The 20,883-nt window shown below is 67.2% G+C and carries 11 protein-coding genes; 4 read left to right on the top strand and 7 right to left on the bottom strand.

Annotated elements, in window-relative coordinates; translation table 11 throughout:
- Nucleotides 1-43 precede the first annotated feature (43 nt).
- The 3 genes from CKCBHOJB_RS06020 to CKCBHOJB_RS06010 all read right to left on the bottom strand — a co-directional run bounded on the left by CKCBHOJB_RS06020 (nucleotide 44) and on the right by CKCBHOJB_RS06010 (nucleotide 5,228).
- Nucleotides 44-1,777, bottom strand: coding sequence for a potassium/proton antiporter (locus tag CKCBHOJB_RS06020; protein ID WP_281051101.1), 1,734 nt, complete (start codon nucleotides 1,775-1,777; stop codon nucleotides 44-46).
- A 132-nt stretch (nucleotides 1,778-1,909) separates the two neighbouring features.
- On the bottom strand, nucleotides 1,910-2,545 hold the full coding sequence (locus CKCBHOJB_RS06015) for a response regulator transcription factor (RefSeq protein ID WP_281051100.1): 636 nt from the start codon (nucleotides 2,543-2,545) through the stop codon (nucleotides 1,910-1,912).
- The gene (locus CKCBHOJB_RS06010; RefSeq protein WP_281051099.1) at nucleotides 2,520-5,228 is read right to left on the bottom strand and encodes a PAS domain S-box protein; all 2,709 of its coding nucleotides are present in this window, start codon (nucleotides 5,226-5,228) and stop codon (nucleotides 2,520-2,522) included. The genes CKCBHOJB_RS06015 and CKCBHOJB_RS06010 overlap by 26 nt, the downstream gene beginning before the upstream one ends.
- Nucleotides 5,229-5,410: 182 nt before the next feature.
- On the opposite strand from CKCBHOJB_RS06010, the gene CKCBHOJB_RS06005 reads away from it, so the two are divergent.
- The 4 genes from CKCBHOJB_RS06005 to lpdA all read left to right on the top strand — a co-directional run bounded on the left by CKCBHOJB_RS06005 (nucleotide 5,411) and on the right by lpdA (nucleotide 13,095).
- On the top strand, nucleotides 5,411-6,670 hold the full coding sequence (locus CKCBHOJB_RS06005) for an ABC transporter substrate-binding protein (RefSeq protein ID WP_281051098.1): 1,260 nt from the start codon (nucleotides 5,411-5,413) through the stop codon (nucleotides 6,668-6,670).
- A 178-nt stretch (nucleotides 6,671-6,848) separates the two neighbouring features.
- Nucleotides 6,849-9,530 carry a pyruvate dehydrogenase (acetyl-transferring), homodimeric type gene (aceE, locus tag CKCBHOJB_RS06000; RefSeq protein WP_281051097.1) on the top strand — a complete coding sequence of 894 codons (2,682 nt, stop codon included), beginning with the start codon at nucleotides 6,849-6,851 and terminating at the stop codon, nucleotides 9,528-9,530.
- Nucleotides 9,531-9,550: 20 nt separating this feature from the next.
- Nucleotides 9,551-11,227 (top strand): dihydrolipoyllysine-residue acetyltransferase, encoded by a 1,677-nt coding sequence (aceF, locus tag CKCBHOJB_RS05995; protein ID WP_132545667.1) that lies wholly within the window; start codon nucleotides 9,551-9,553, stop codon nucleotides 11,225-11,227.
- A gap of 83 nt (nucleotides 11,228-11,310) precedes the next feature.
- Complete coding sequence (gene lpdA, locus CKCBHOJB_RS05990; RefSeq protein WP_281051096.1) at nucleotides 11,311-13,095, top strand: dihydrolipoyl dehydrogenase; 1,785 nt, start codon at nucleotides 11,311-11,313, stop codon at nucleotides 13,093-13,095.
- A gap of 72 nt (nucleotides 13,096-13,167) precedes the next feature.
- Here the strand turns inward: lpdA and CKCBHOJB_RS05985 are convergent, their stop codons facing one another.
- The 4 genes from CKCBHOJB_RS05985 to purL form a co-directional block, all read right to left on the bottom strand.
- Nucleotides 13,168-15,438 carry a TonB-dependent receptor gene (locus CKCBHOJB_RS05985; protein WP_281051095.1) on the bottom strand — a complete coding sequence of 757 codons (2,271 nt, stop codon included), beginning with the start codon at nucleotides 15,436-15,438 and terminating at the stop codon, nucleotides 13,168-13,170.
- 177 nt (nucleotides 15,439-15,615) lie between these two features.
- The gene (locus tag CKCBHOJB_RS05980) at nucleotides 15,616-16,071 is read right to left on the bottom strand and encodes a copper chaperone PCu(A)C (protein ID WP_281051094.1); all 456 of its coding nucleotides are present in this window, start codon (nucleotides 16,069-16,071) and stop codon (nucleotides 15,616-15,618) included.
- 203 nt (nucleotides 16,072-16,274) lie between these two features.
- The gene (locus CKCBHOJB_RS05975; protein ID WP_281051093.1) at nucleotides 16,275-16,688 is read right to left on the bottom strand and encodes a DUF2946 domain-containing protein; all 414 of its coding nucleotides are present in this window, start codon (nucleotides 16,686-16,688) and stop codon (nucleotides 16,275-16,277) included.
- A 255-nt stretch (nucleotides 16,689-16,943) separates the two neighbouring features.
- Nucleotides 16,944-20,879, bottom strand: a complete 3,936-nt coding sequence (purL, locus tag CKCBHOJB_RS05970) for a phosphoribosylformylglycinamidine synthase (protein ID WP_281051631.1) — start codon at nucleotides 20,877-20,879, stop codon at nucleotides 16,944-16,946.
- Nucleotides 20,880-20,883: the final 4 nt, after the last annotated feature.

Here is a 20,883-nt window from a genome sequence, read left to right as displayed (position 1 = left end):
CCGGGGATGCCCACGCCCGCGGAGGCAGCGGGCGCCCCGACGCTCACCCCGGTGGCGGGCACTTGAGGCCGGCGGCGGTGATCACGCCCTTTGCGCTCATCTCGCGCACCGTCAGCACGAAGGCGCCGATATGCACGCGGTCGCCCACCACCGCGGCACGGCCGAGGCGGGCGAGCAGGAGTTCGCCCACCGACAGGCGTCGCTCATGCTCGGCGATGCCGAGTCCGTAGGCGTCCGCGAGATCGCCCGCGGAGCATTCGGGATCGACCACGAACTCGCCGAAGAAGCTCGCGTTGGCACTGAGTTCGCCGCCGGTGCCGCCGAACATCCGCGCGATGCGGTCGGCGATCTCGTCGGGGGCGACGAACCACACCGAATCGCCCGGAATCATGCGCGAATCGACGGTCAGCTGGTGCAGATGCCCGCCGCGCACCAGCGCCACGCAGCGCACGTCGAGGCCGGGGAACTCGGCCGCAAGGTCGTCCGGGTGCCGCCCCTCGGCGCGCGATCCGGCAATGACGCGGTACTCGAGCAGATCGACCGCCGCCTCGTCACCGACCCACACCTCGCGCCGGTCGCGCGGCTCGTCGCGCGCCGGCACCTCGACCTTGAGCCAGCGTGCGGCCATCGGCACGGTCGCGCCCTGCACCAGCAGCGACAGCAGCACGACCGCGAAGGCCACATTGAACAGCAGTTCCGAATCGGGTACGCCCATCACCACCGGAACGATCGCAAGCACGACCGGCACCGCGCCACGCAAGCCGACCCAGCTCACGTAGGCCAGTTCCTTGCGCGGATAGCTGAACGGCGCCAGGCCGATCAGCACCGCGAGCGGCCGCGCCACCAGCATCAGGAACACCGCCATCGCGAAGGCCTCGGCAGCATGGTCGAGCATGTTCGACGGCGTCACCAGCAGGCCGAGGACCACGAACATGCCGGCCTGGGCCAGCCAGGCCAGGCCGTCCATCACTCGCAGCACATGCTCGGTGGCATGGCTGCGACGGTTGCCGACGACGATGCCGGCGAGATACACCGCAAGGAACCCGCTGCCGTTGAGGAGGTTGGTGGCGGCGAAGATCAGCGTGCCCCCCGACAGGATCAGCAGCGCGTACAGCCCATCCGGGAGCGACAGACGCGCCATCAGCCGCGACAGCACCCAGCCGCCGGCCAGGCCGAGGATCGCGCCGAGACCGAGCTGGCTCGCCAGCATCCAGGCGAAGCTGCCGACGGTTGCGGTCTCCGGTTGCAGCAGCATGCCGACTAGGGCAGTGACCAGCAGGATCGCCATCGGATCGTTGGCGCCGGATTCGATCTCGAGCGTCGCCTGCACGCGCTCGTTGAGGCGCACGCCGCTGTTGCGCAGCAACGCGAACACCGCGGCGGCGTCGGTCGAGCCGACGATCGACGCCAGCAGCATGCCCAGTCGCCAGTCCACGTCGAGCAGCCAGGTGGCGAACAGGCCGAGCATCAGCGCCGTGCCGATCACCCCCCAGCTCGCCAGCACCGCCGCCGGTTTCAAGGCCACGCGGAAGCTGCTGACGCGGGTGCGCAGGCCGCCGTCGAGCAGGATCACCGACAGCGCCGCCTGGGCGATCAGCGAGGCGATGAAGAAGTCCTCGAACACGATGCCGCCCGGCCCATCCTCGCCGGCCAGCATGCCCACGCCGAGAAAGAGCAGCAGCAGCGGCAGCCCGAGGCGGGCGGAAATGGTGCTTGCGAGCACGCTGATGAACAGCAGCAGGCCGGTGAGAAGGAAAAGGGCGTTGATTCCGGTCATTCTGGGTGGCGATGTACAAAACGTTCTGCCCGCACGCGGCGGGCGGCCGGCGGTACTCGAGTGCTGCTCGTCATGCGGGCGCGGATTCCCTGCGGGAGCGGACTTGCCCGCGCTGACGAACTGCGGGCCGGATCAGCGCACGGCACCCGGTTCGAGCGAGACGACGTGCTGCACGAGCTCGGCCAGGGAGTGGGCGCCCATCTTTTCCATCACGCGGGCGCGGTGCACTTCCACCGTCTTGATGCTGATTCCGAGCACGTCGGCGATCTGCTTGTTGAGCTTGCCGACGATGATGAGGTCGAGGACTTCGCGCTCGCGCTGGGTGAGCTGACCGAGGCGGCGTGCGGTATCCGCCTCCAGGAGGCGCTTGCCGCGGGTCTCGCGCTCCAGCTTCAGGCACTGTTCGACCAGGCGCAACAGATCACGCTCGCCGAAGGGCTTCTCGATGAAATCGACCGCGCCCTTCTTCAGCGCCGACACCGCCATCGGCACGTCGCCGTGGCCGGTGATGAAGACCACCGGCAGACCGCAGCGCCGACGGCCGAGCTCCTCGAACAGCTCCAGCCCGCTCATGCCCGGCATGCGCACGTCGAGCACGATGCAGCCGGTCATGTCCGGCGTGCAGCCAGTGAGGAAGGCTTCGCCCGATTCGTGGGCCGCGACCGCGTAGCCGTTGGCCTCCAGCATCCAGGCGAGCGAGTCGCGCAGGGCTTCGTCGTCGTCGACGATGTGAACGATCTGGTCAGGCGCTGCGGGCAATCCGCTCACTGGCTGTCTCCGTCGGGAGGGTAAACGAGAATATGGTACCGCCTTCGGGGTTGTCGTCGACAAGCAATCGCCCGTTGTGGAACTCTACGATCGAGCGGCAGATGTTCAGCCCCATGCCCATGCCCTCGGCCTTGGTGGTGTAGAAGGGGGTGAACAGCTGCCGCCTCCCCTCCTCGCTGATGCCGTGGCCGCGGTCGATGACCGCCACCTCGACCGCATCCTCGCCGAAGCTGCGCACGCGCACCCTCAGCAGGCGCTGATCGGGCAGCGTGTCGTTCATCGCATCGAGTCCGTTGCGAATCAGGTTCAGCAGCACCTGCTCGATCATGATGCGATCGGCGTACACCGGCGGCAGCTCCGGTTCGATCTCGGTCTGGATGCGCATGCCGGTGCGACGCGCATCGATGTCGGCGAAGCCGATCGCATCCTCCAGCACCTCGGTGATCCGGACCGCGCTGCGCCGCGGCTCGCTCTTCTTCACGAACTCGCGCACGCGGCGGATGATCTTGCCGGCGCGTTCGGCCTGGAAGCTGGCCTTCTGCATCGCGGCGAGCACGTCTTCCAGCCTGGCGTTGCCCGCCTGCAGGCGGGTGACCGAACCCGCGCAGTAGTTGGCGATCGCCGACAGCGGCTGGTTGAGCTCGTGCGCGAGCGTCGACGCCATCTCGCCCATCGTGATCAGGCGCGAGGTGCGCTGCAGGCGCTCTTCCTGCTGGCGCGCGACCTCGGCGGTCTGCTTGCGGTCCGTGATGTCGGTGGCGATGCCCATGCGCACCACGCGGCCATCGACCCAGCGCGTGGCCTGCTCGCGCACGTGGTACCAGCGCCCGGACAGCGGGTGCTGCAGCTCGCCGTCGAAGAGCTCGCGAGGCACATCGCCGGGCGACAGGTTGCGCGGGTCGATGCGGTAGTCGCCGCGCTCGGGCTGCGGCACGGCGACCCCGCGCACCGTGCGCCCGACCGCGTCGAAGCCGTGGATGCGCTTGAAGGCGAGGTTGGCGAACAGGATCTCGTCGGTGCGGGCATCGGCGACGAACACCGCCGCATCCAGACCGTCGAGCACCGCCTCGAAGCGCTCGTGCGCGGACTCGAGCGCGGCGCGCACGCGCTTGGGCTCGGTGATGTCGGTGATCGACGCCATCCAGCCGGTCTGCCGGCCGGTGAGGTCGATCAGCGGCGACAGGTAGAAGCGCGCGTCGAAGCGCTCGCCGTTCTTGCGCTGGATGCGCATCTCGAAGCCGCTGCGCGGCGCCTGCCCGGCCAGCGTCATCGCCAGGTTGCGCTCGCACACCTCGACCTGCTCGGGCGGCCAGTAGGGAAAGGGCGCGGTCGCTCCGAGCAGCTCCTTCTCGTCGAAGCCGATCATGCGGCAGAACGCGGTATTCACGTAGATGATGCGCCCGGAGAGGTCGATCGCACGCAGGCCGGTGACGACCGAATCCTCCATCGCCTTGCGGAAGGCCGACTCGGCGCGCAGCGCATCCTCGGTCGCCTTGCGGCCGGTGACGTCGTGTGCCACCGCGTAGACCATCCGCTCCTCGGGCACCGGGTTGATGCTCCACATCAGCCACTTGTAGCTGCCGTCGGCACAGCGGCAGCGGTTCTCGAAACTGACCGGCTCGCCGGCAGCGAGGCGGCGCAGCATGTCGAGCGTGGCGGCCACGTCCTCGGGATGGACGAAATCGATCAGCAGCTGGCCGGGAAGCTGCCCCGGGTCATGACCGAGCACGCGCTCGAAGGCCGGGTTGCAGCGCCGGAAGCGGCCGTCGAGATCGACCACGCACAGCATGTCGAGCGAGAGGTTGAACAGGCGGTCGCGCTCCTTCTCCACCTGCACCCGGCGCGACACATGGCGCCGCAGCAGCCAGAAGCTCCACATCACGAGCAGCGACAGCCCGAGGATCACGATCATCGGCAGCGCCGCCACCACGCTGCCGCCGGTGCGGAAGGCCATGGCCTGCAGCGCCATGCCGTTCCCGGGCGGGTCGAGCACCAGGGTCTGCGACAGATAGGCATCCTCGGTCGGCAGCGCCGAACTGAACGCGAGTACCTTGCCGTCGGCATCGAGGATCCCGAGGCGGTATTTCTCGGCGAAGCGGTCCGGTGCCAGCCGGCTGATCATGCGCTCGACGGAATACACCGCGACCATCACGCCCAGGAACTCGCCCCGACGCTGGACGGGTGCGAACACCTCGAACACCGCGACCTCGCGCGGCCCGGCGTAGGGTCGCCCATAGGCGAGCCGCGACGACAGCGCGCTCTGCTGGAAGGCCTGGACCTGGGCATCGAGCAGCGCCTCGCCGGCCAGCCAGTCCTGCGTGTCGAAGGGCGCGGTCCACCGGATGACCTGATCCCGCCCGACCCAGGCGATGTTGTTCAGTGCGGCATTGGCGGCGAGGTGCTCGTTGGCACGCAACTGGAAGTCGTCGTATTCGAGCGTGCCGGCCGACAGGTCGCGCGCCATCTGCACCAGGAATTCCTCGGTGCCCAGCATCGCGCGCCGCATCGCCTGCTCGGTCCATTGCAGGTCGCGGGCGAGCGCGTCGCGCTCCACGTTCGCCTCGCGCTGCTGCAGCAGGCCGACCAGCGCGAGCATCGCCAGCGCGAACAGCAGCACTGCGGCGTAAGGCACCACCCAGTACCAGCGCGGCGACGGAGCCTGAACGGCGTTTGGCTGTTGCATTGGGAGGGCGCGGCGCGACGGAAGGAAAAGTCTTCGATTCTTGACTATCGACCGGGCGCCCGTCATCCGGTCTAACCCTAACCGACGCAATCGTTTGTCATTAGAATTGGTGCATTGCGGCATCGGATCCGTCCGGGTTTCCGCCAATATTTGCGACCCGGTCCGCTGCCTAGAGTGCAGCCATGAGCTCGCTGATCGCGCTGCTTCGGCGCGCCATTCTTCCGTTGCTGGTCCTCGTGCCATGTGCCATGGCACTGCCAGCATCGGCACTGGCGACCGGCACGGCGCCCCTGCGCGGAACGCAAGGTTCCGCAGAGCGCGCACCGATCAGGATCGGGGTGTCCGGTCCCTTTTCCGGCCCCTCCGCGCCAATGGGCCTGTCGATGCGCGAGGGCATCCGGATTGCCGCAGCCGAGATCAATGCCGGCGGCGGGCTGCTCGGGCACCGGGTCGAACTCGTGGAGCGCGACGACCAGGCCAGCAATGACCTCGGCGCCCAGATCGTGCGCGATTTCGTCAATCGCGAGCGTGTGGTGGCGGGACTGGGCATCGTCAACACCGGCGTCGCCCTCGCCAGCCAGCGCCACTATCAGACCGCCCGCATCCCGGTGATCACCTCGGTCGCCACCGGCACCCTGATCACCCGCCAGTTCCAGCCGCCCGAATTCGCCGAGAACTACGTCTTCCGGGTGTCGGCGAACGACACCCTGCAGGCGGAGGTCATCGCCGACGAGGCGGTGAAGCGGCGCGGCTTCAGTCGCCTCGCCATCCTGCACGACGCCAGCAACTACGGCATTCTGGGCAGCGCCGACCTGATCGCCGCGTTGCGGTCGCACGGGATCGAGCCGGTCGCCGTCGAGCGCTTCCAGCTGCGCCAGACCGACATGCGCACGCACCTGGAGCGCGCACGCGATGCCGGCGCACAGGCGGTGCTCACCTACGGCATCGGCCCGGAGCTGGCGCACATCGCCAACGGCATGGCGCGAATGGGCTGGCAGGCGCCGATCATCGGCAGCTGGACGCTGGCGATGTCGAACTTCATCGAGATCGCGGGGCGCAACGCCGAAGGGGCGCGCATGCCGCAGACCTTCATCCAGCAGCCGCGCACCGCGAAGCAGGCCGCCTTCGTGGACGCCTGGCGCGCGGCGACCGGGAGCGCGCGCATCCCCGTGCCGCCCGCCGCCGCGCAGGGCTACGACTCGATGCTGCTGCTCGCCGCCGCGATCCGCCAGGCCAGGAGCCTCGAGGGTGCGCGCATCCGCGACGCGCTGGAAAACCTCGACGCGGCGGTCGAGGGCGTGATCATGAACTACCGCCGCCCCTTCTCCGCGGACAACCACGAGACGCTGCGCTCGGCGCGCGAAATCCACCTCGGCGAGATCCGCAACGGCGAAGTCGTCTTCGCGCGCGAAGCGGGGAATGCCGACTCCCGACACCCCTGAAAGGCCACCACGAAGAGGCTCACACGGATCCCGCGAAAACATATTGCACATTGCGAAAACACGTTTTATAGTTCGAAACGCTGGCCGTGCGGCAGTCGGCATGGTCGTGCCTGCAACCAAGAAACGCCTGTCTCCACCGGACAGGAATCGCCAACCGAACGTCATGAGGAGACAAACCATGACCGGAAACAGCAACGTTCTCCCGCATACCGACACGGATCCGCAGGAAACGAAGGAATGGCTGGAGTCGCTCGCCGCCGTCGTCGAACATGAAGGCCCCGCCCGCGCCCACTACCTGATCGAGACGCTGATCGCGACTGCGCGCCAGGAAGGGGTGAACATCCCCTACTCGGCCACCACCGAATACATCAACACCATCCCCGCCGAGCAGCAGCCGCCGTATCCGGGCGATCCGGACATGGAGATCAAGCTCCACTCGTACATCCGCTGGAACGCGATGGCGATGGTGGTGCGCGCGAACAAGAACACCAACGTCGGCGGCCACATCGCCTCGTTCGCGTCGGCCGCAGCCCTCTACGACGTCGGCTTCTCGCACTTCTGGCACGCGCCCTCCGAAGCCCACGACGGCGACATGATCTACTTCCAGGGCCACTCGGTGCCCGGGGTCTATGCGCGCGCCTTCATGCTCGGCCGGCTCACGGAAGAGCAGATGGACAACTTCCGCCAGGAAGTCGGCGGCAAGGGCATCTCGTCCTACCCGCACCCCTGGCTGATGCCGGATTTCTGGCAGTTCCCGACCGTGTCGATGGGCCTGGGCCCGCTGTGCGCGATCTACCAGGCGCGCTTCATGAAGTACATGGCCAGCCGCAACATGATCGACCCTGCGCGCGCGGAGCAGAGGAAGGTGTGGGCCTTCCTCGGTGACGGCGAGACCGACGAGGTCGAGTCGCTGGGCGCGATCGGCATGGCCGGCCGCGAGAAGCTGGACAACCTCGTGTTCGTCATCAACTGCAACCTGCAGCGCCTCGATGGCCCGGTGCGCGGCAACGGCAAGATCATCCAGGAGCTCGAGTCGGGATTCCGCGGCGCGGGCTGGAACGTCATCAAGGTGATCTGGGGCACGCAGTGGGACAGCCTGCTCGCCCGCGACAAGCAGGGCCTGCTCAAGCAGCGCATGATGAACGCCTGCGACGGCGAGTATCAGACCTTCAAGGCCAAGGACGGCGCCTACGTGCGCGAGCACTTCTTCAACACGCCCGAGCTGCGCGCGCTGGTTGCCGACTGGACCGACGATCAGGTGTGGCAGCTGAACCGCGGTGGTCACGACCTCTTCAAGATCTTCTCCGCCTACAAGGCCGCTTCCGAGCACAAGGGCCAGCCGACGCTGATCCTCGCCAAGACCATCAAGGGCTTCGGCATGGGCCAGGCCGGCGAGGCGATGAACATCAGTCACCAGCAGAAGAAGATGGACGTCGAGGCGATCCGCCGCTTCCGTGACCGCTTCGGCCTGCCGGTGCCCGACGACAAGCTCGAGGAACTGCCCTACCTCAAGTTCGAGGAAGGCTCGCCCGAATACAAGTACATGATGCAGCGCCGCATGGACCTGGGCGGCTTCCTGCCCCAGCGCCGAACCAAGGCCGCGCCGCTGGCCGTGCCCGCGCTCGACGCCTTCGCCGCGCTGCTCAAAGCCTCGGGCGAAGGCCGCGAGCTGTCGACCACGATGGCGGTGGTGCGCATCATGAACACGCTCCTGAAGGACAAGCAGGTCGGCCGCCACATCGTGCCGATCGTGCCCGACGAGAGCCGCACCTTCGGCATGGAAGGCATGTTCCGCCAGTACGGCATCTGGAACCAGGAAGGCCAGAAGTACGTCCCCGAAGACCATGACCAGCTCATGTTCTACAAGGAGAGCCAGACCGGCCAGGTGCTGCAGGAAGGCATCAACGAAGCCGGCGCGATGGCCGACTGGATCGCCGCCGGCACCGCCTACAGCGTGCATGGCGTGCAGATGATTCCGTTCTACATCTTCTATTCGATGTTCGGCCTGCAGCGCACGATGGACCTGTGCTGGGCGGCGGCGGACCAGCGCACGCGCGGCTTCCTGATCGGCGGCACCGCCGGTCGCACCACGCTGAACGGCGAAGGCCTGCAGCACGAGGACGGCCACAGCCTGCTGATGGCCAACATGATTCCCAACTGCGTGAGCTACGACCCGACCTTCCAGTACGAGGTCGCGGTGATCGTGCAGGACGGCCTGCGCCGGATGTTCGCCGAGCAGGAGGACGTGTACTACTACCTCACGGTGATGAACGAGAACTACGAACATCCCGAGATGCCGGCCGGTGCGGAGCAAGACATCCTCAAGGGCCTGTACGCCTTCCGCAAGGGCGCTACCGGCACCGGTCCGCGCGTGCAGCTGATGGGTTCGGGCACGATCTTCCGCGAAGTGATCGCCGCCGCCGACCTGCTCAAGGCGGACTGGGGGGTGGAGGCCGACATCTGGGGCGCGCCCAGCTTCAACGAACTGGCGCGCAACGGCCAGGACGTCGAGCGCTGGAACCTGCTGCACCCGATGGAGGAGCCGAGGCAGTCGCACGTTGCCCAGAAGCTGGAAGGCGCGCAAGGCCCCGTCATCGCGGCCACCGACTACATCCGCATGCTCCCCGAGCAGATCCGTCCCTTCATCAAGGGCAGCTATGTGACGCTCGGCACTGACGGCTTCGGTCGTTCGGACACCCGCGAGAACCTGCGCCACTTCTTCGAGGTGGATCGTCACTGGGTGACCCTGGCGGCGCTGAAGGCGCTGGCCGACGACGGCGTGATCGGTCGTGACAAGGTTGCGGCAGCCCTGGTCAAGTACAACCTCGACCCGAACAAGCCCAACCCGATGTCGGTCTGAGCGCGCAAGGAGACTAGAAAATGAGCCAACTCATTGAAGTGAAGGTTCCGGACATCGGCGATTTCGACGCCGTGCCGGTGATCGAGCTGTTCGTGAAGGTAGGCGACACGATCGCCGTCGATGATGCGATCGCGACGCTGGAATCCGACAAGGCGACGATGGACGTGCCGTCCTCGCACGCCGGCGTGGTCAAGGAAGTGCTGGTCGGCATCGGCGACAAGGTCAGCGAAGGCAGCGTGCTGATCAAGGTCGAGGCGGCTGGTGCCGCAGCGGCTGCGCCGGCGCCTGCCGTTGCGGCTGCTGCCCCGGCCGCTGCAGCGCCGGCTCCGGCCGCTGCGCCCGCTCCGGCTGCCGCCCCCGCGGCCGCCGGTGGCGTGGTCGAGGTGAAGGTGCCCGACATCGGCGACTTCGACGCGGTGCCGGTGATCGAGCTCTTCGTGAAGGTGGGCGACACGATCAAGGTGGACGACGCCATCGCCACGCTCGAGTCCGACAAGGCGACGATGGACGTGCCGTCCTCGCACGCCGGCGTGGTCAAGGAAGTGCTGGTCAGCATCGGCGACAAGGTCGGCGAAGGCAGCGTGCTGATCAAGGTCGAGACCGCTGGTGGTGCGGCGGTCGCCATACCGGCCGCAGCCGCCGCGCCCGCCCCGGCGGCCGCGGCCGCACCCTCACCGGCCCCCCTGGCCGATGGCGGCCCGGCCGCCAGTGCCCCTGCCTCGATGCCGATTGCATCGGCCGCGGCGCCCTCGGCGGTCAAGGTCGGCGGCAAGGTGCACGCCAGCCCCTCGGTGCGCGCCTTCGCCCGCGAGCTCGGCGTCGATCTGGGCCAGGTCAAGGCCACCGGTCCGAAGGGCCGCATCCTCAAGGAAGACGTCGCCGCCTTCATCAAGGGCGCGATGACGACCGGCGTGGTCCCGGGCAAGGCACCGGCTGCCGCCGCGGGCGCAAGCCTGGGTGGTGGTCTGGATCTGCTGCCGTGGCCGAAGGTCGACTTCGCCAAGTTCGGCGAGGTCGAGGTCAAGCCGCTGTCGCGCATCAAGAAGATTTCCGGCCAGAACCTCGCCCGCAACTGGGTGATGATCCCGGCGGTGACCTACCACGAGGACGCCGACATCACCGACCTGGAAGCCTTCCGGGTGCAGATGAACAAGGAGTACGAGAAGTCGGGCAAGAAGCTGACCATGCTCGCCTTCATCATCAAGGCCTCGGTGCGCGCGCTGCAGGAGTTCCCCGAGTTCAACACCTCGCTCGACGGCGACAACCTGGTCTACAAGAAGTACTTCAACATCGCCTTCGCGGCCGACACCCCGAACGGCCTGGTCGTGCCGGTGGTGAAGGACGCCGACAAGAAGAGCGTGTTCGACATCGCCGCCGAGACCGGTGCGCTGGCCAAGAAGGCGCGCGACGGCAAGCTCGGTCCGGCCGACATGTCGGGCGCCTGCTTCACGATCAGCTCGCTGGGCGGCATCGGTGGCACCTACTTCGCGCCGATCGTCAATGCGCCCGAAGTGGCCATCCTCGGGGTGAACAAGTCGGTGATGAAGCCGGTGTGGGACGGCAAGCAGTTCGTGCCGCGCCTGACGCTGCCGATGTCGCTGACCGCGGACCACCGCGTCATCGACGGCGCGCTGGCCACCCGCTTCAACGTGTACCTCGCGCAACTGCTGGCGGACTTCCGCCGGGTGATGCTCTGACGCAGTGAGGAGCGAGACGTCGGAGCCAGGTTCAAGCCGGCCCCGACGCCCCCTCTTCCGGAACTCCTCACGAGGTGAAGAAGATGAGTCAAATGATTGAAGTGAAGGTGCCCGACATCGGCGATTTCGATGCGGTGCCGATCATCGAGCTGTTCGTGAAGGTCGGCGACAGCATCAACGTGGACGATGCGATCTGCACGCTCGAATCGGACAAGGCAACGATGGACGTGCCGTCCTCGGCCGCCGGCGTGGTCAGGGAAGTCCTGGTCGGCCTGGGTGACAAGGTCGGCGAAGGCGCGGTCTTGATCAAGATCGAGGCCGCTGGCGCCGCTGCGGGAGCGGCAGCCGCCGCGACTGCGGCGCCTGCCGCCGCACCGGCGCCGATCGCTGCTGCCGCCGCAGCCCCGACCGCTGCAGCCCACGCCGGCAGCGCCGACGCCGAATACGACATGGTCGTGCTCGGCGCCGGCCCGGGCGGCTACTCCGCGGCCTTCCGCGCTGCCGACCTGGGTCTCAAGACCGCGATCATCGAGCGCTACGCCACCCTCGGTGGCGTGTGCCTGAACGTCGGCTGCATCCCTTCGAAGGCGCTGCTGCACGTCGCGGCGGTGATCGAGGAAGCCGAGCATGTGCATACCGCCGGCATCCAGTTCGCCAAGCCTACGGTCGACGTCGACGCGCTCAGGAAGCACAAGGACGGCGTGATCGGCAAGCTCACCGGCGGCCTCTCCGGCATGGCCAAGGCGCGCAAGGTCGACGTGATCCGCGGCTACGGCCACTTCCTCGACCCGCACCACATCGAAGTCGAGGAAACCACCGGCAGCAGCCAGGACAAGACCGGCGCCAACAAGGTGGTGAAGTTCAAGAACTGCATCATCGCGGCCGGTTCGGCTGCGGTGCACCTGCCCTTCATCCCCAGGGATCCGCGCATCGTCGATTCGACCGGCGCGCTGGAGCTGCGCCAGGTACCGGGCAAGATGCTGGTGATCGGTGGCGGCATCATCGGCCTGGAGATGGCCACCGTGTATTCGACGCTCGGTGCGCGCATCGACGTGGTCGAGATGCTCGATGGCCTGATGCAGGGTCCGGACCGCGACGCGGTGAAGGTGTGGGAGAAGCAGAACGCCCACCGCTTCGACAACATCATGCTGAAGACCAAGACCGTCGCCGTCGAGGCGAAGGAAGACGGCCTGTGGGTCAAGTTCGAAGGCGACAAGGCACCTTCTGATCCGGTGCGCTACGACATGATCCTGCAGTCGGCGGGCCGTTCGCCCAACGGCAAGAAGATCGGCGCCGAGAAGGCGGGCGTGATCGTCGGTGAGCGCGGCTTCATCCCGGTGGATGCGCAGATGCGCACCAACGTGCCGCACATCTTCGCGATCGGCGACATCGTCGGCCAGCCCATGCTCGCCCACAAGGCGGTACATGAGGCGCACGTCGCGGCCGAAGTCGCGGCGGGGCACAAGGCGGCGTTCGACGCCACCGTGATCCCGGGCGTCGCCTATACCCATCCGGAAGTGGCCTGGGTCGGCTACACCGAGGCGCAGGCCAAGGCCGAAGGCAAGAAGGTCGAGACCGCCAAGTTCCCGTGGGCGGCGTCCGGCCGCGCCATCGCCAACGGCGCCGACTACGGCTTCACCAAGCTGATCTTCGACGCCGAAACGCACCGCGTGATCGGCGGCACCATCGTCGGCCCCTCGGCCGGCGACATGATCGGCGAGGTCTGCCTGGCGATCGAGATGGGCGCCGACGCGGTCGACATCGGCAAGACCATCCACCCGCACCCGACCCTGGGCGAGACGGTGGGCATGGCCGCCGAAGTGGCGCACGGCAGCTGCACCGACCTGCCGCCGATGCGCAAGAAGTAAGCGCCTGCAGGCCGACGAAAAAACCCGGCGCCGTTCTTCGCGGCGCCGGGTTTTTTATCGCCCGAGGCAGGCTCAGAACTTGTAGTTGATGCCGGCGTAGATCGAACGGCCCGCACCGGGCACCGCAACCCCATAGGGCGCGCCACCATTGGCCGGCAGCCGCATAGTCGTGCCCTGTCCCAGATACACCCCCCCCAGCGGCAGATAGTAGAACTTGTCGAACAGGTTCTCCACGCCGAAGTCGACGCGCACGGACTTCCACGAATAGCTCGTGCGCAGGTGGGTCAGTGCATAGCCCGGGGTCTCGATCTCGTTACGCACATCCGACACCTTAGACTTGGCCTTCACGCCTTCGAGCTCGATCGCGTTGTCCCAGCCGCCCAGCTGTTGCGTGAGCGCCAGCTTCGCGTTGAGCGGCATGATGTTGTAGAGGTCGTCGCCGGTGTCGCGGTTCTTGCCGCGCGTGTAGTTGATCTGGCCGCGCAGGCCGAACTCGCCGAACTCCGTGCTCGCCAGCGGCATGCGACCCGACAGCTCGATGCCGTAGAGACGCGCGGACTGGTTCTCGAACTGCAGCACGTTGAAGGTGCCGGGCGTGTAAGTGCGCGAGGGCGCAGCGATCGCATCGATGTAGTCGGAGACGTAGGTCAGGTAAGGCGTGGCCTTGAACTCCCAGTTCCGGTCGGCTGCGTGCCAGTCGAAAGTCGCCGAGATCGTGTGCGCCTTCTCCGGCTTCAGTCCAACATTGCCCACGTAGCCGTTGCCGTCACCGACGAAGTTGTTCATCAGCGCAGCCATCGACCAGGACGACCAGGTGTAGCGCTCATAGAGGTTCGGTGAGCGCACCTTGCGGGCCAGGCCAAACTCGACATCCAGGTTGGCGTCGTGCGTGTAGCGCGCCAGCAGGCTCAGGTCGACGTTGTCGTCGGTGCGCTTGTGGTCGAGTTGATTGAATGCCCGAGCTTCTGAATATTGGCGGGCATCCATGTGCGCCTTCTTGTCCTCCGTAACCTTCGAATCGTCATAACCTCGCACATCTCCTGCATCGGTTGTCACCCGCTCGTAGCGGATGCCGGCCAGGGTCGTCCATTGCGGGGAGACCTGCTTTTCCCATTCAGCAAAGATGCCCGCACGATTGCGCTCACCGTCACTTACGTTCCAGAAGGTCCCCGGCCACATGGCAAGACCTGAGGCTGGCCACCAATCGTCGAGAGTGTAGCGCTGAAGCTCTGCGCCGAGCCTCAGCAGGTCCGTCTCTGACAGACTGACATCCGCTTTGAGAGCGAAACCGGTGTTCCGGCTTTCGGAGTACATGGGCATCCCCGCCGCACACGTCGTCGCTCCTGGCGAGGCACAAGGCGTGCCGACCGGGACCGTGGACGTCATAGGAGCGTACCAGTAGCGCTTGTCCGCCCCGAAGTCCATGAAGTGATCCACCTTCTCCCTGTAGGCACGCATCTCCAGCGCCCCCCAGTCGAAGGCTCCGGTATAGCGCAGGTTCAAGCGCAACTGCTCGTTGTCGAGCATGTCCATGCGCTGGTTGGGATACAGCTGGTAGGGCAGATCCTGCAAGCCGATCTTGGCTTCGATCAGGTGATTGCCCCCCTTGAACGCAAAACCCAGGTCGTGGTTGCGGCTCTTGTAGGCGCTCGAACCGACCTCATCCAATGGCAGCTCGTGCCCGATCCGTCCGGTTTCACGGCTGCTCTTGAAGTCTTTCGCTGCGTCGTAGTTGTCGCTTTCGGCGATCGAGCCCACATAGCTGACGCTGAACGCCTCGTTGGCGAGCGTGGCCGCGAGGCTGCCGCCGACGGCGTCGCCGTTGCTGCGGTAGAAGCCGCTGATCTCGCCCGTTTTCACGATCCCCTGCCCCGGCTCGGCAAACACCGGCGCCTTGCTCTCGGCCACGATGGTGCCGGCGATGCTGTCGCCGCCCACGCTCACCGGCGAGACGCCGGGATAGACCTCCAGCAGGCCGACGTTGGCCGGATCGAGATAGGAAAGCGCAGGGTTCATGTGATTGGGACAGGTCGCAATGAGGTCCATCCCATCGACCTTGACCCGGATCCGGTCGTCGGCAAGGCCGCGAATGACCGGCAGGCTGGACATCCCGCCTGCGCCATAGGTACTCACGCCGGGCACGTCACGCAACAAGGACGCGGTGTCGCTCGTAGCAGGCCGCAGCGCCTGCACGGTTCCGGGCGCCACCTCGGTCGGATTGGCTGCGGTCGCGGAGCCCGTGACCACGATCCTGCCCAAGGTGGTCTCCTGAGCGAGCGCGAAGGCAGGCAGCGCGAGGGAAATGGCCACGGCGAGTGGCAGGCGTCGGAAGGTGTTGTGCATGATGAATTTTCTCGTCGATCGGGCATTCCGCCGGATCCACGCGGATCGCAGGCATGAGAAGTCCCGTCCGCTCGCCCATGGGCGATCGGAGATCAATTTTCGAAAGGGGAACAGTCAGTCCGCAGTCATCATGGCGACCGTGCCGCAGGCCGCCACGTCACTGCGATCCGCAGGAGCTCAGTGCTTGCCGTGCTGCATCTTCATCGGCGCATTGAGCGGACGTGCCGGCGCGGTGAGCTCGATCGTCTGGCGGCTGCCGTCCTTGTTCTCGACGGTCAGCGTCAGCGGCACCTGGTCGCCCTCCTTCACCTGGGCCTGCAGGTCCATGAGCATCACGTGGTAGCCGCCCGGCTTGAGCTCGACCGGTTGGCCGGCCGGCAGGTCGAGCGCCTGGACCGGGCTCATCTTCATGACGTCCTTCTCCATCAGCATCTCGTGGATCTCGACCACGCCGGCCACCGGCGAGGCGGCCGAGACGAGGCGGGCATCTGCATCGGAAGTGAGCTTCATGAAGGCGCCGGTTGCCTTCTGCGCGGGCACCGTCGCGCGCACCCAGGGTTCGGCGACGGTTACCTCGGCGGACGCAGCGAGGCTGAACAGGCCGACGAAAGCTGCAAGGGCAAGTTTTTTCATGACGATTTTCTCCACATGGATATGGCGATCACGACGCAGCCTGTCCGGCGCGCACGCGTCCCGATATCGGCGGGGGCTGAGGTACGCACGTGGCACGACCGGAGGATCATCGCGGACCGATGACCCTGACTGCATTCGAGGAAACAGGGGGTGAAGCAGAAGGACGCCTGTTCGAGCGCGGGGCGCGTCGAACGGCGTCGGTGTCACGCACGCGCGGGCGGCGCGCGCGGATGAGCCGGCGACCAGGCGAATAGCGGTCGCGGCGAAACGAAGAACAGCAGCGGTGCGGGCAGGCTGCCCGCGGTGGCGAACACCGGCGGCGAACCTGCCGGCGGCAGCATGGCCGAGTTGAACGGGGCCGCGCAGTAGGCGCAGTTCTCGAGCATGGCTGACTCGTCGCCCTCGCCGTCCCCGGCGGGAATCACGTGGTCGCCGTAGAGCGCAGCCTCGGCGGCGGTCAGCGAAATCAGGCTCGACCCCTCGGCCGAACAAAGCTCGATGAAATAACGCCCGTTCTCGTCCGGCCCCATCGCCCGGCTGACCGCCGGCGCGAGCGCACTCACCAGCATCGCGAACATCGCGATCCAGGCGAAAAGGCGCTGACGAAAGGCGTGCATGGCGGGCGAATGAGTCCGGGAACGATCGATGACGTTGCGCATATTACCCGACTGATCGTGCGTAACCTTGATCCGTATCAGCCTTCGCCCATATTGCCCACGGGTCGCTCAGCCACCGGTTCTCAACGCGTCGCGACACGGTCGATCGCCCCGCCTCGAACGGTCGGCCACACTGCGGGCGCCCTTCCGTGCGCCGACAATGACGCGATCGACGCCCAGGGGCGGCGGGAGCCCCCGGGGTAATGGAAACTAGGCTCAGCCGAGCCAGACCCTTGCGTTGCGGAACATTCGCAGCCAGGGCGAGGCGTCCGGGCTATCCTTGACCAGCCACTGCGGTGCCCACGACATCTGCAGGGTGCGCGCGGTGCGCTCCGGGTGCGGCATCATGATCGTGAACCGGCCGTCGGCGGTGGTGAAGCCGGTGACACCGGCCGGCGAGCCGTTCGGGTTGGCTGGATAGGCTTGCGCCGGGTTGCCGTGGTTGTCGATGTAGCGCAGCGCGAGCAATGCACGCTCACGGTCGCTCTCGCTGCGGAACACCGCCCTGCCCTCGCCGTGGCTGACCACGATCGGCATGCGGCTGCCGGCCATGCCTTGCAGCAGGATGGACGGGTTGTCGGTGACCTCGACCATGACGAAGCGGGCCTCGAACTGCTCGCTGCGGTTGCGGTGGAAGGTCGGCCAGGCTTCGGCCCCGGGGATGATCGGCGCGAGGTGGGCCATCATCTGGCAACCGTTGCACACGCCCAGCGCGAAGGTATCGCTGCGGCGGAAGAAGGCTTCGAACTCGTCGCGCAGGCGATTGTTGAACAGGATGGACTTCGCCCAGCCCTGGCCGGCGCCGAGCACGTCGCCGTAGGAGAAGCCACCGCACGCGGCCAGGCCATGGAAGTCGGCGAGGTCGATGCGGCCCGCCTGCAGGTCGGACATGTGCACATCGACCGGGGTAAAGCCGGCGCGCTCGAAGGCGGCGGCCATCTCGAACTGGGAGTTCACACCCTGCTCGCGCAGCACGACGAGCTTGGGCCGCGCGCCGCTGGCGATGAAGGGTGCGGCGACGTCCTGGCGAACGTCGAAGGACAGCGCCACCGACAGGCCGGGATCGCTAGCGTCGGCGAGCGCGTCGAACTCCTGCTGCACGCACTCCGGATCGTCACGCAGCTTCGCGATGCGGTAGCTGGTCTCGGACCACGCCTGCAGCAGTTCGCCGCGGCTGGCGGAGAACACGAGCTTGGCGTTGCGGCGCAGACGGACCTCGTCCTTGTCGTTGGGCTCGCCGATGAAGTGATAGGCGAGCTTGGCTGCGCGCAGCGCCTCGGTGATGCGCGACCGTTCCTCGCGGCGGATCTGGATCACCGCACCGAGTTCCTCCGCGAACAGACCAGCGAACAAACGGTCGTCGAAGCGACCCTTGAGGGTGTCGGGTTTCTTCTCGAGGCCATCGACGTCCATCATGTAGGGGTCGTAGCAGACGGTGTCGAGGATCAGCGACAGGCCGCACTTGGCGGCGAAGGCCATCTCGCACACCGTGGCGAAGAGGCCGCCGTCGGAGCGGTCGTGGTAGGCCAGCAGCAGCCCGTCGCGGCGCAGTTGCTGGACCGTGTCGAAGAAGGCCTTGAGCTGGACGGGGTCGACATCGGGCGCATGCTCGCCGACCGAGTCGTAGGCCTGGGCGAACACCGAGCCGCCGAGGCGGTTCCTGCCGTTGCCGAGATCGATCAGCAGCAGCTCGGTCTCCACGCCTTCGGGCAGCTGAAGCTGGGGCGTGAGCGTGTTGCGGATGTCCTGCACCGGGGCGAAGGCGGTGGCGATCAGCGACAGCGGCGCGACGACCTGCTTGTCCTCGCCGCCCTCCTCCCAGGCGGTACGCATCGACAGCGAATCCTTGCCGACCGGGATCGACAGACCGGCGCTTACGCAGAAATCGGAAACGGCCTTCACCGTGTCGTAGAGGCGCGCATCCTCGCCGCGGTGGCCGGCCGCCGCCATCCAGTTGGCAGAGAGCTTGACGTCGCCCAGGCTGGCGATGTCCGCGGCGGCGATGTTGGTGATCGCCTCGCCGATCGCCATGCGGCCGGAGGCCGGTGCATCGACGCAGGCCAGCGGCGTACGCTCGCCCATGGCGAAGGCTTCGCCACGGTAACCCTGGAAGCTCATCGCCGTGACTGCGACGTCGGCCACCGGCACCTGCCAGGGGCCGACGAACTGGTCGCGCGCGGTGAGTCCGCCCACAGAGCGGTCGCCGATGGTGATCAGGAAGCTCTTGCTGGCGACCGCCGGCATGCGCAGCACGCGCATCCCCGCCTCCTGCAGGTCGAAACCCGTGGTATCGAAGGGCGGCAGATGCACCGCGCGGCGCGACACGTTGCGCGTCATCTTCGGCGGTTTGCCAAGCAGCACCTTCATGTCCATGTCCACCGGCTTGTTGCCGAAGTGGCGGTCGGACACGGTGAGGTGGCCGTCGGCCGTGGCGGTGCCGAGCACCGCGAAGGGGCAGCGCTCGCGCTCGCAGAAGGCCTGGAACATCGGCAGGCTCTCGGGCGCGATCGCCAGCACGTAGCGTTCCTGCGATTCGTTCGACCAGATCTCGCGCGGGCTCATGCCCGGCTCCTCGATATGCACCTCGCGCAGCTCGAAGTGCGCGCCCAGGCCGGCATGGTCGGCGAGCTCGGGCATCGCGTTCGACAGGCCACCCGCGCCGACGTCGTGGATGGCGATGATCGGGTTGTTGTCACCTTGCTGCCAGCACGCATCGATGACCTCCTGGCAGCGGCGCTGGATCTCGGGGTTGCCGCGCTGCACCGAAGCGAAGTCGAGGTCGGCGGTGTTGGTGCCGGTCGCCATCGACGAGGCCGCACCGCCGCCAAGACCGATCAGCATGCCCGGGCCACCGAGCTGGATCAGCAGCGTGCCCGGCGGGAAGGTGGGCTTCTCGGACTGCTGGGCCTGGATGCTGCCAAGGCCGCCGGCGATCATGATCGGCTTGTGGTAGCCGCGCACCTCGCCCTGCACTTCCTGTTCAAACGTGCGGAAGTAGCCGGCAAGGTTGGGACGGCCGAATTCGTTGTTGAAGGCCGCGGCACCGATCGGCCCCTCGATCATGATGTCGAGCGCGGAGGCGATGCGCTCGGGCTTGCCGTAGGGCTTCTCCCAAGGTTGGCCGAAATCGGGGATGTTGAGGTTGGAGACGGTGAAGCCCGCCAGCCCGGCCTTCGGACGCGAGCCGCGGCCGGTCGCACCCTCGTCGCGGATCTCGCCGCCGGCGCCGGTGGCCGCGCCGGGGAAGGGCGAGATCGCGGTCGGGTGGTTGTGGGTCTCGACCTTGGCGAGGATGTGGGTGATCTCGTCGTGGTAGCGGAAGGCGCCATCGGCGTCCGGGTACAGGCGGGCGATGCGCGCGCCCTCGATCACCGAGGCGTTGTCCGAATAGGCAACCACCGTACCTTCGGGGTGAGCCTTGTGGGTGTCCTTGATCATGCCGAACAGGGACTTGTCCATCGGCCGCGCGTCGATCACCCACTCGGCGTTGAAGATCTTGTGCCGGCAGTGCTCGGAGTTGGCCTGGGCGAACATCATCAGTTCGACGTCGGTGGGGTTGCGCCCCATGCGACCGAAGTTCGCGACCAGGTAGTCGATCTCGTCCTCGGACAGCGCGAGACCGAGCTCGCCGTTGGCCTGCTCGAGCGCGGCGCGGCCGCCGGCGAGGATGTCCACGGTGGTCAGCGGCTGCGGCTCGTAGTGGTGGAAGAGCGCCTCGGCAGTGTCGATGGACTCGAGCACCGACTCGGTCATGCGGTCGTGGAGCAGCGCGGGCAGCGCGGCGTTGCCTTCCAGGCCCCGCGCGTCGATCGAGTAGGCGATGCCGCGCTCGATGCGGACGATCTTGTCGAAGCCGCACTGGTGCGCGATGTCGGTGGCCTTCGACGACCATGGGGAGATCGTGCCCAGGCGCGGCACCACCAGGCGCAGCGTGCCTGCGGGCGTCTCAGCGCTCGCCGGGTGGGCGTCGAGCAGGTCGATCAGGCGCGCATGCTCCTCGGCGTCGAGCGCGTCCTTCAGCTCGACGAAGTACCAGTGTTCGGCGACGATCGCGCCGAACTTGGGCACGACCTCGCCAACGGCACGGGAAAGACGTTCCAGGCGGGAAGGAGACAGCGCCGCAGCGCCACGCAGCTTGAGGATCGAGGTCATGTTC

The sequence above is a fragment of the Thauera sp. GDN1 genome, assembly GCF_029223545.1.
Lineage (GTDB): Bacteria > Pseudomonadota > Gammaproteobacteria > Burkholderiales > Rhodocyclaceae > Thauera.
This window is presented reverse-complemented; position numbering and strand designations above follow the sequence as displayed.

Excerpts from the sequence above, each read along its gene's own strand:
- CKCBHOJB_RS06020 (WP_281051101.1), bottom strand. The coding sequence starts at position 1,777 with ATGACCGGAATCAACGCCCTTTTCCTTCTCACCGGCCTGCTGCTGTTC.
- CKCBHOJB_RS06010 (WP_281051099.1), bottom strand. The coding sequence starts at position 5,228 with ATGCAACAGCCAAACGCCGTTCAGGCTCCGTCGCCGCGCTGGTACTGG.
- CKCBHOJB_RS06005 (WP_281051098.1), top strand. The coding sequence starts at position 5,411 with ATGAGCTCGCTGATCGCGCTGCTTCGGCGCGCCATTCTTCCGTTGCTG.
- aceE (WP_281051097.1), top strand. The coding sequence starts at position 6,849 with ATGACCGGAAACAGCAACGTTCTCCCGCATACCGACACGGATCCGCAG.
- aceF (WP_132545667.1), top strand. The coding sequence starts at position 9,551 with ATGAGCCAACTCATTGAAGTGAAGGTTCCGGACATCGGCGATTTCGAC.
- lpdA (WP_281051096.1), top strand. The coding sequence starts at position 11,311 with ATGAGTCAAATGATTGAAGTGAAGGTGCCCGACATCGGCGATTTCGAT.
- CKCBHOJB_RS05985 (WP_281051095.1), bottom strand. The coding sequence starts at position 15,438 with ATGCACAACACCTTCCGACGCCTGCCACTCGCCGTGGCCATTTCCCTC.
- CKCBHOJB_RS05980 (WP_281051094.1), bottom strand. The coding sequence starts at position 16,071 with ATGAAAAAACTTGCCCTTGCAGCTTTCGTCGGCCTGTTCAGCCTCGCT.
- CKCBHOJB_RS05975 (WP_281051093.1), bottom strand. The coding sequence starts at position 16,688 with ATGCACGCCTTTCGTCAGCGCCTTTTCGCCTGGATCGCGATGTTCGCG.
- purL (WP_281051631.1), bottom strand. The coding sequence starts at position 20,879 with ATGACCTCGATCCTCAAGCTGCGTGGCGCTGCGGCGCTGTCTCCTTCC.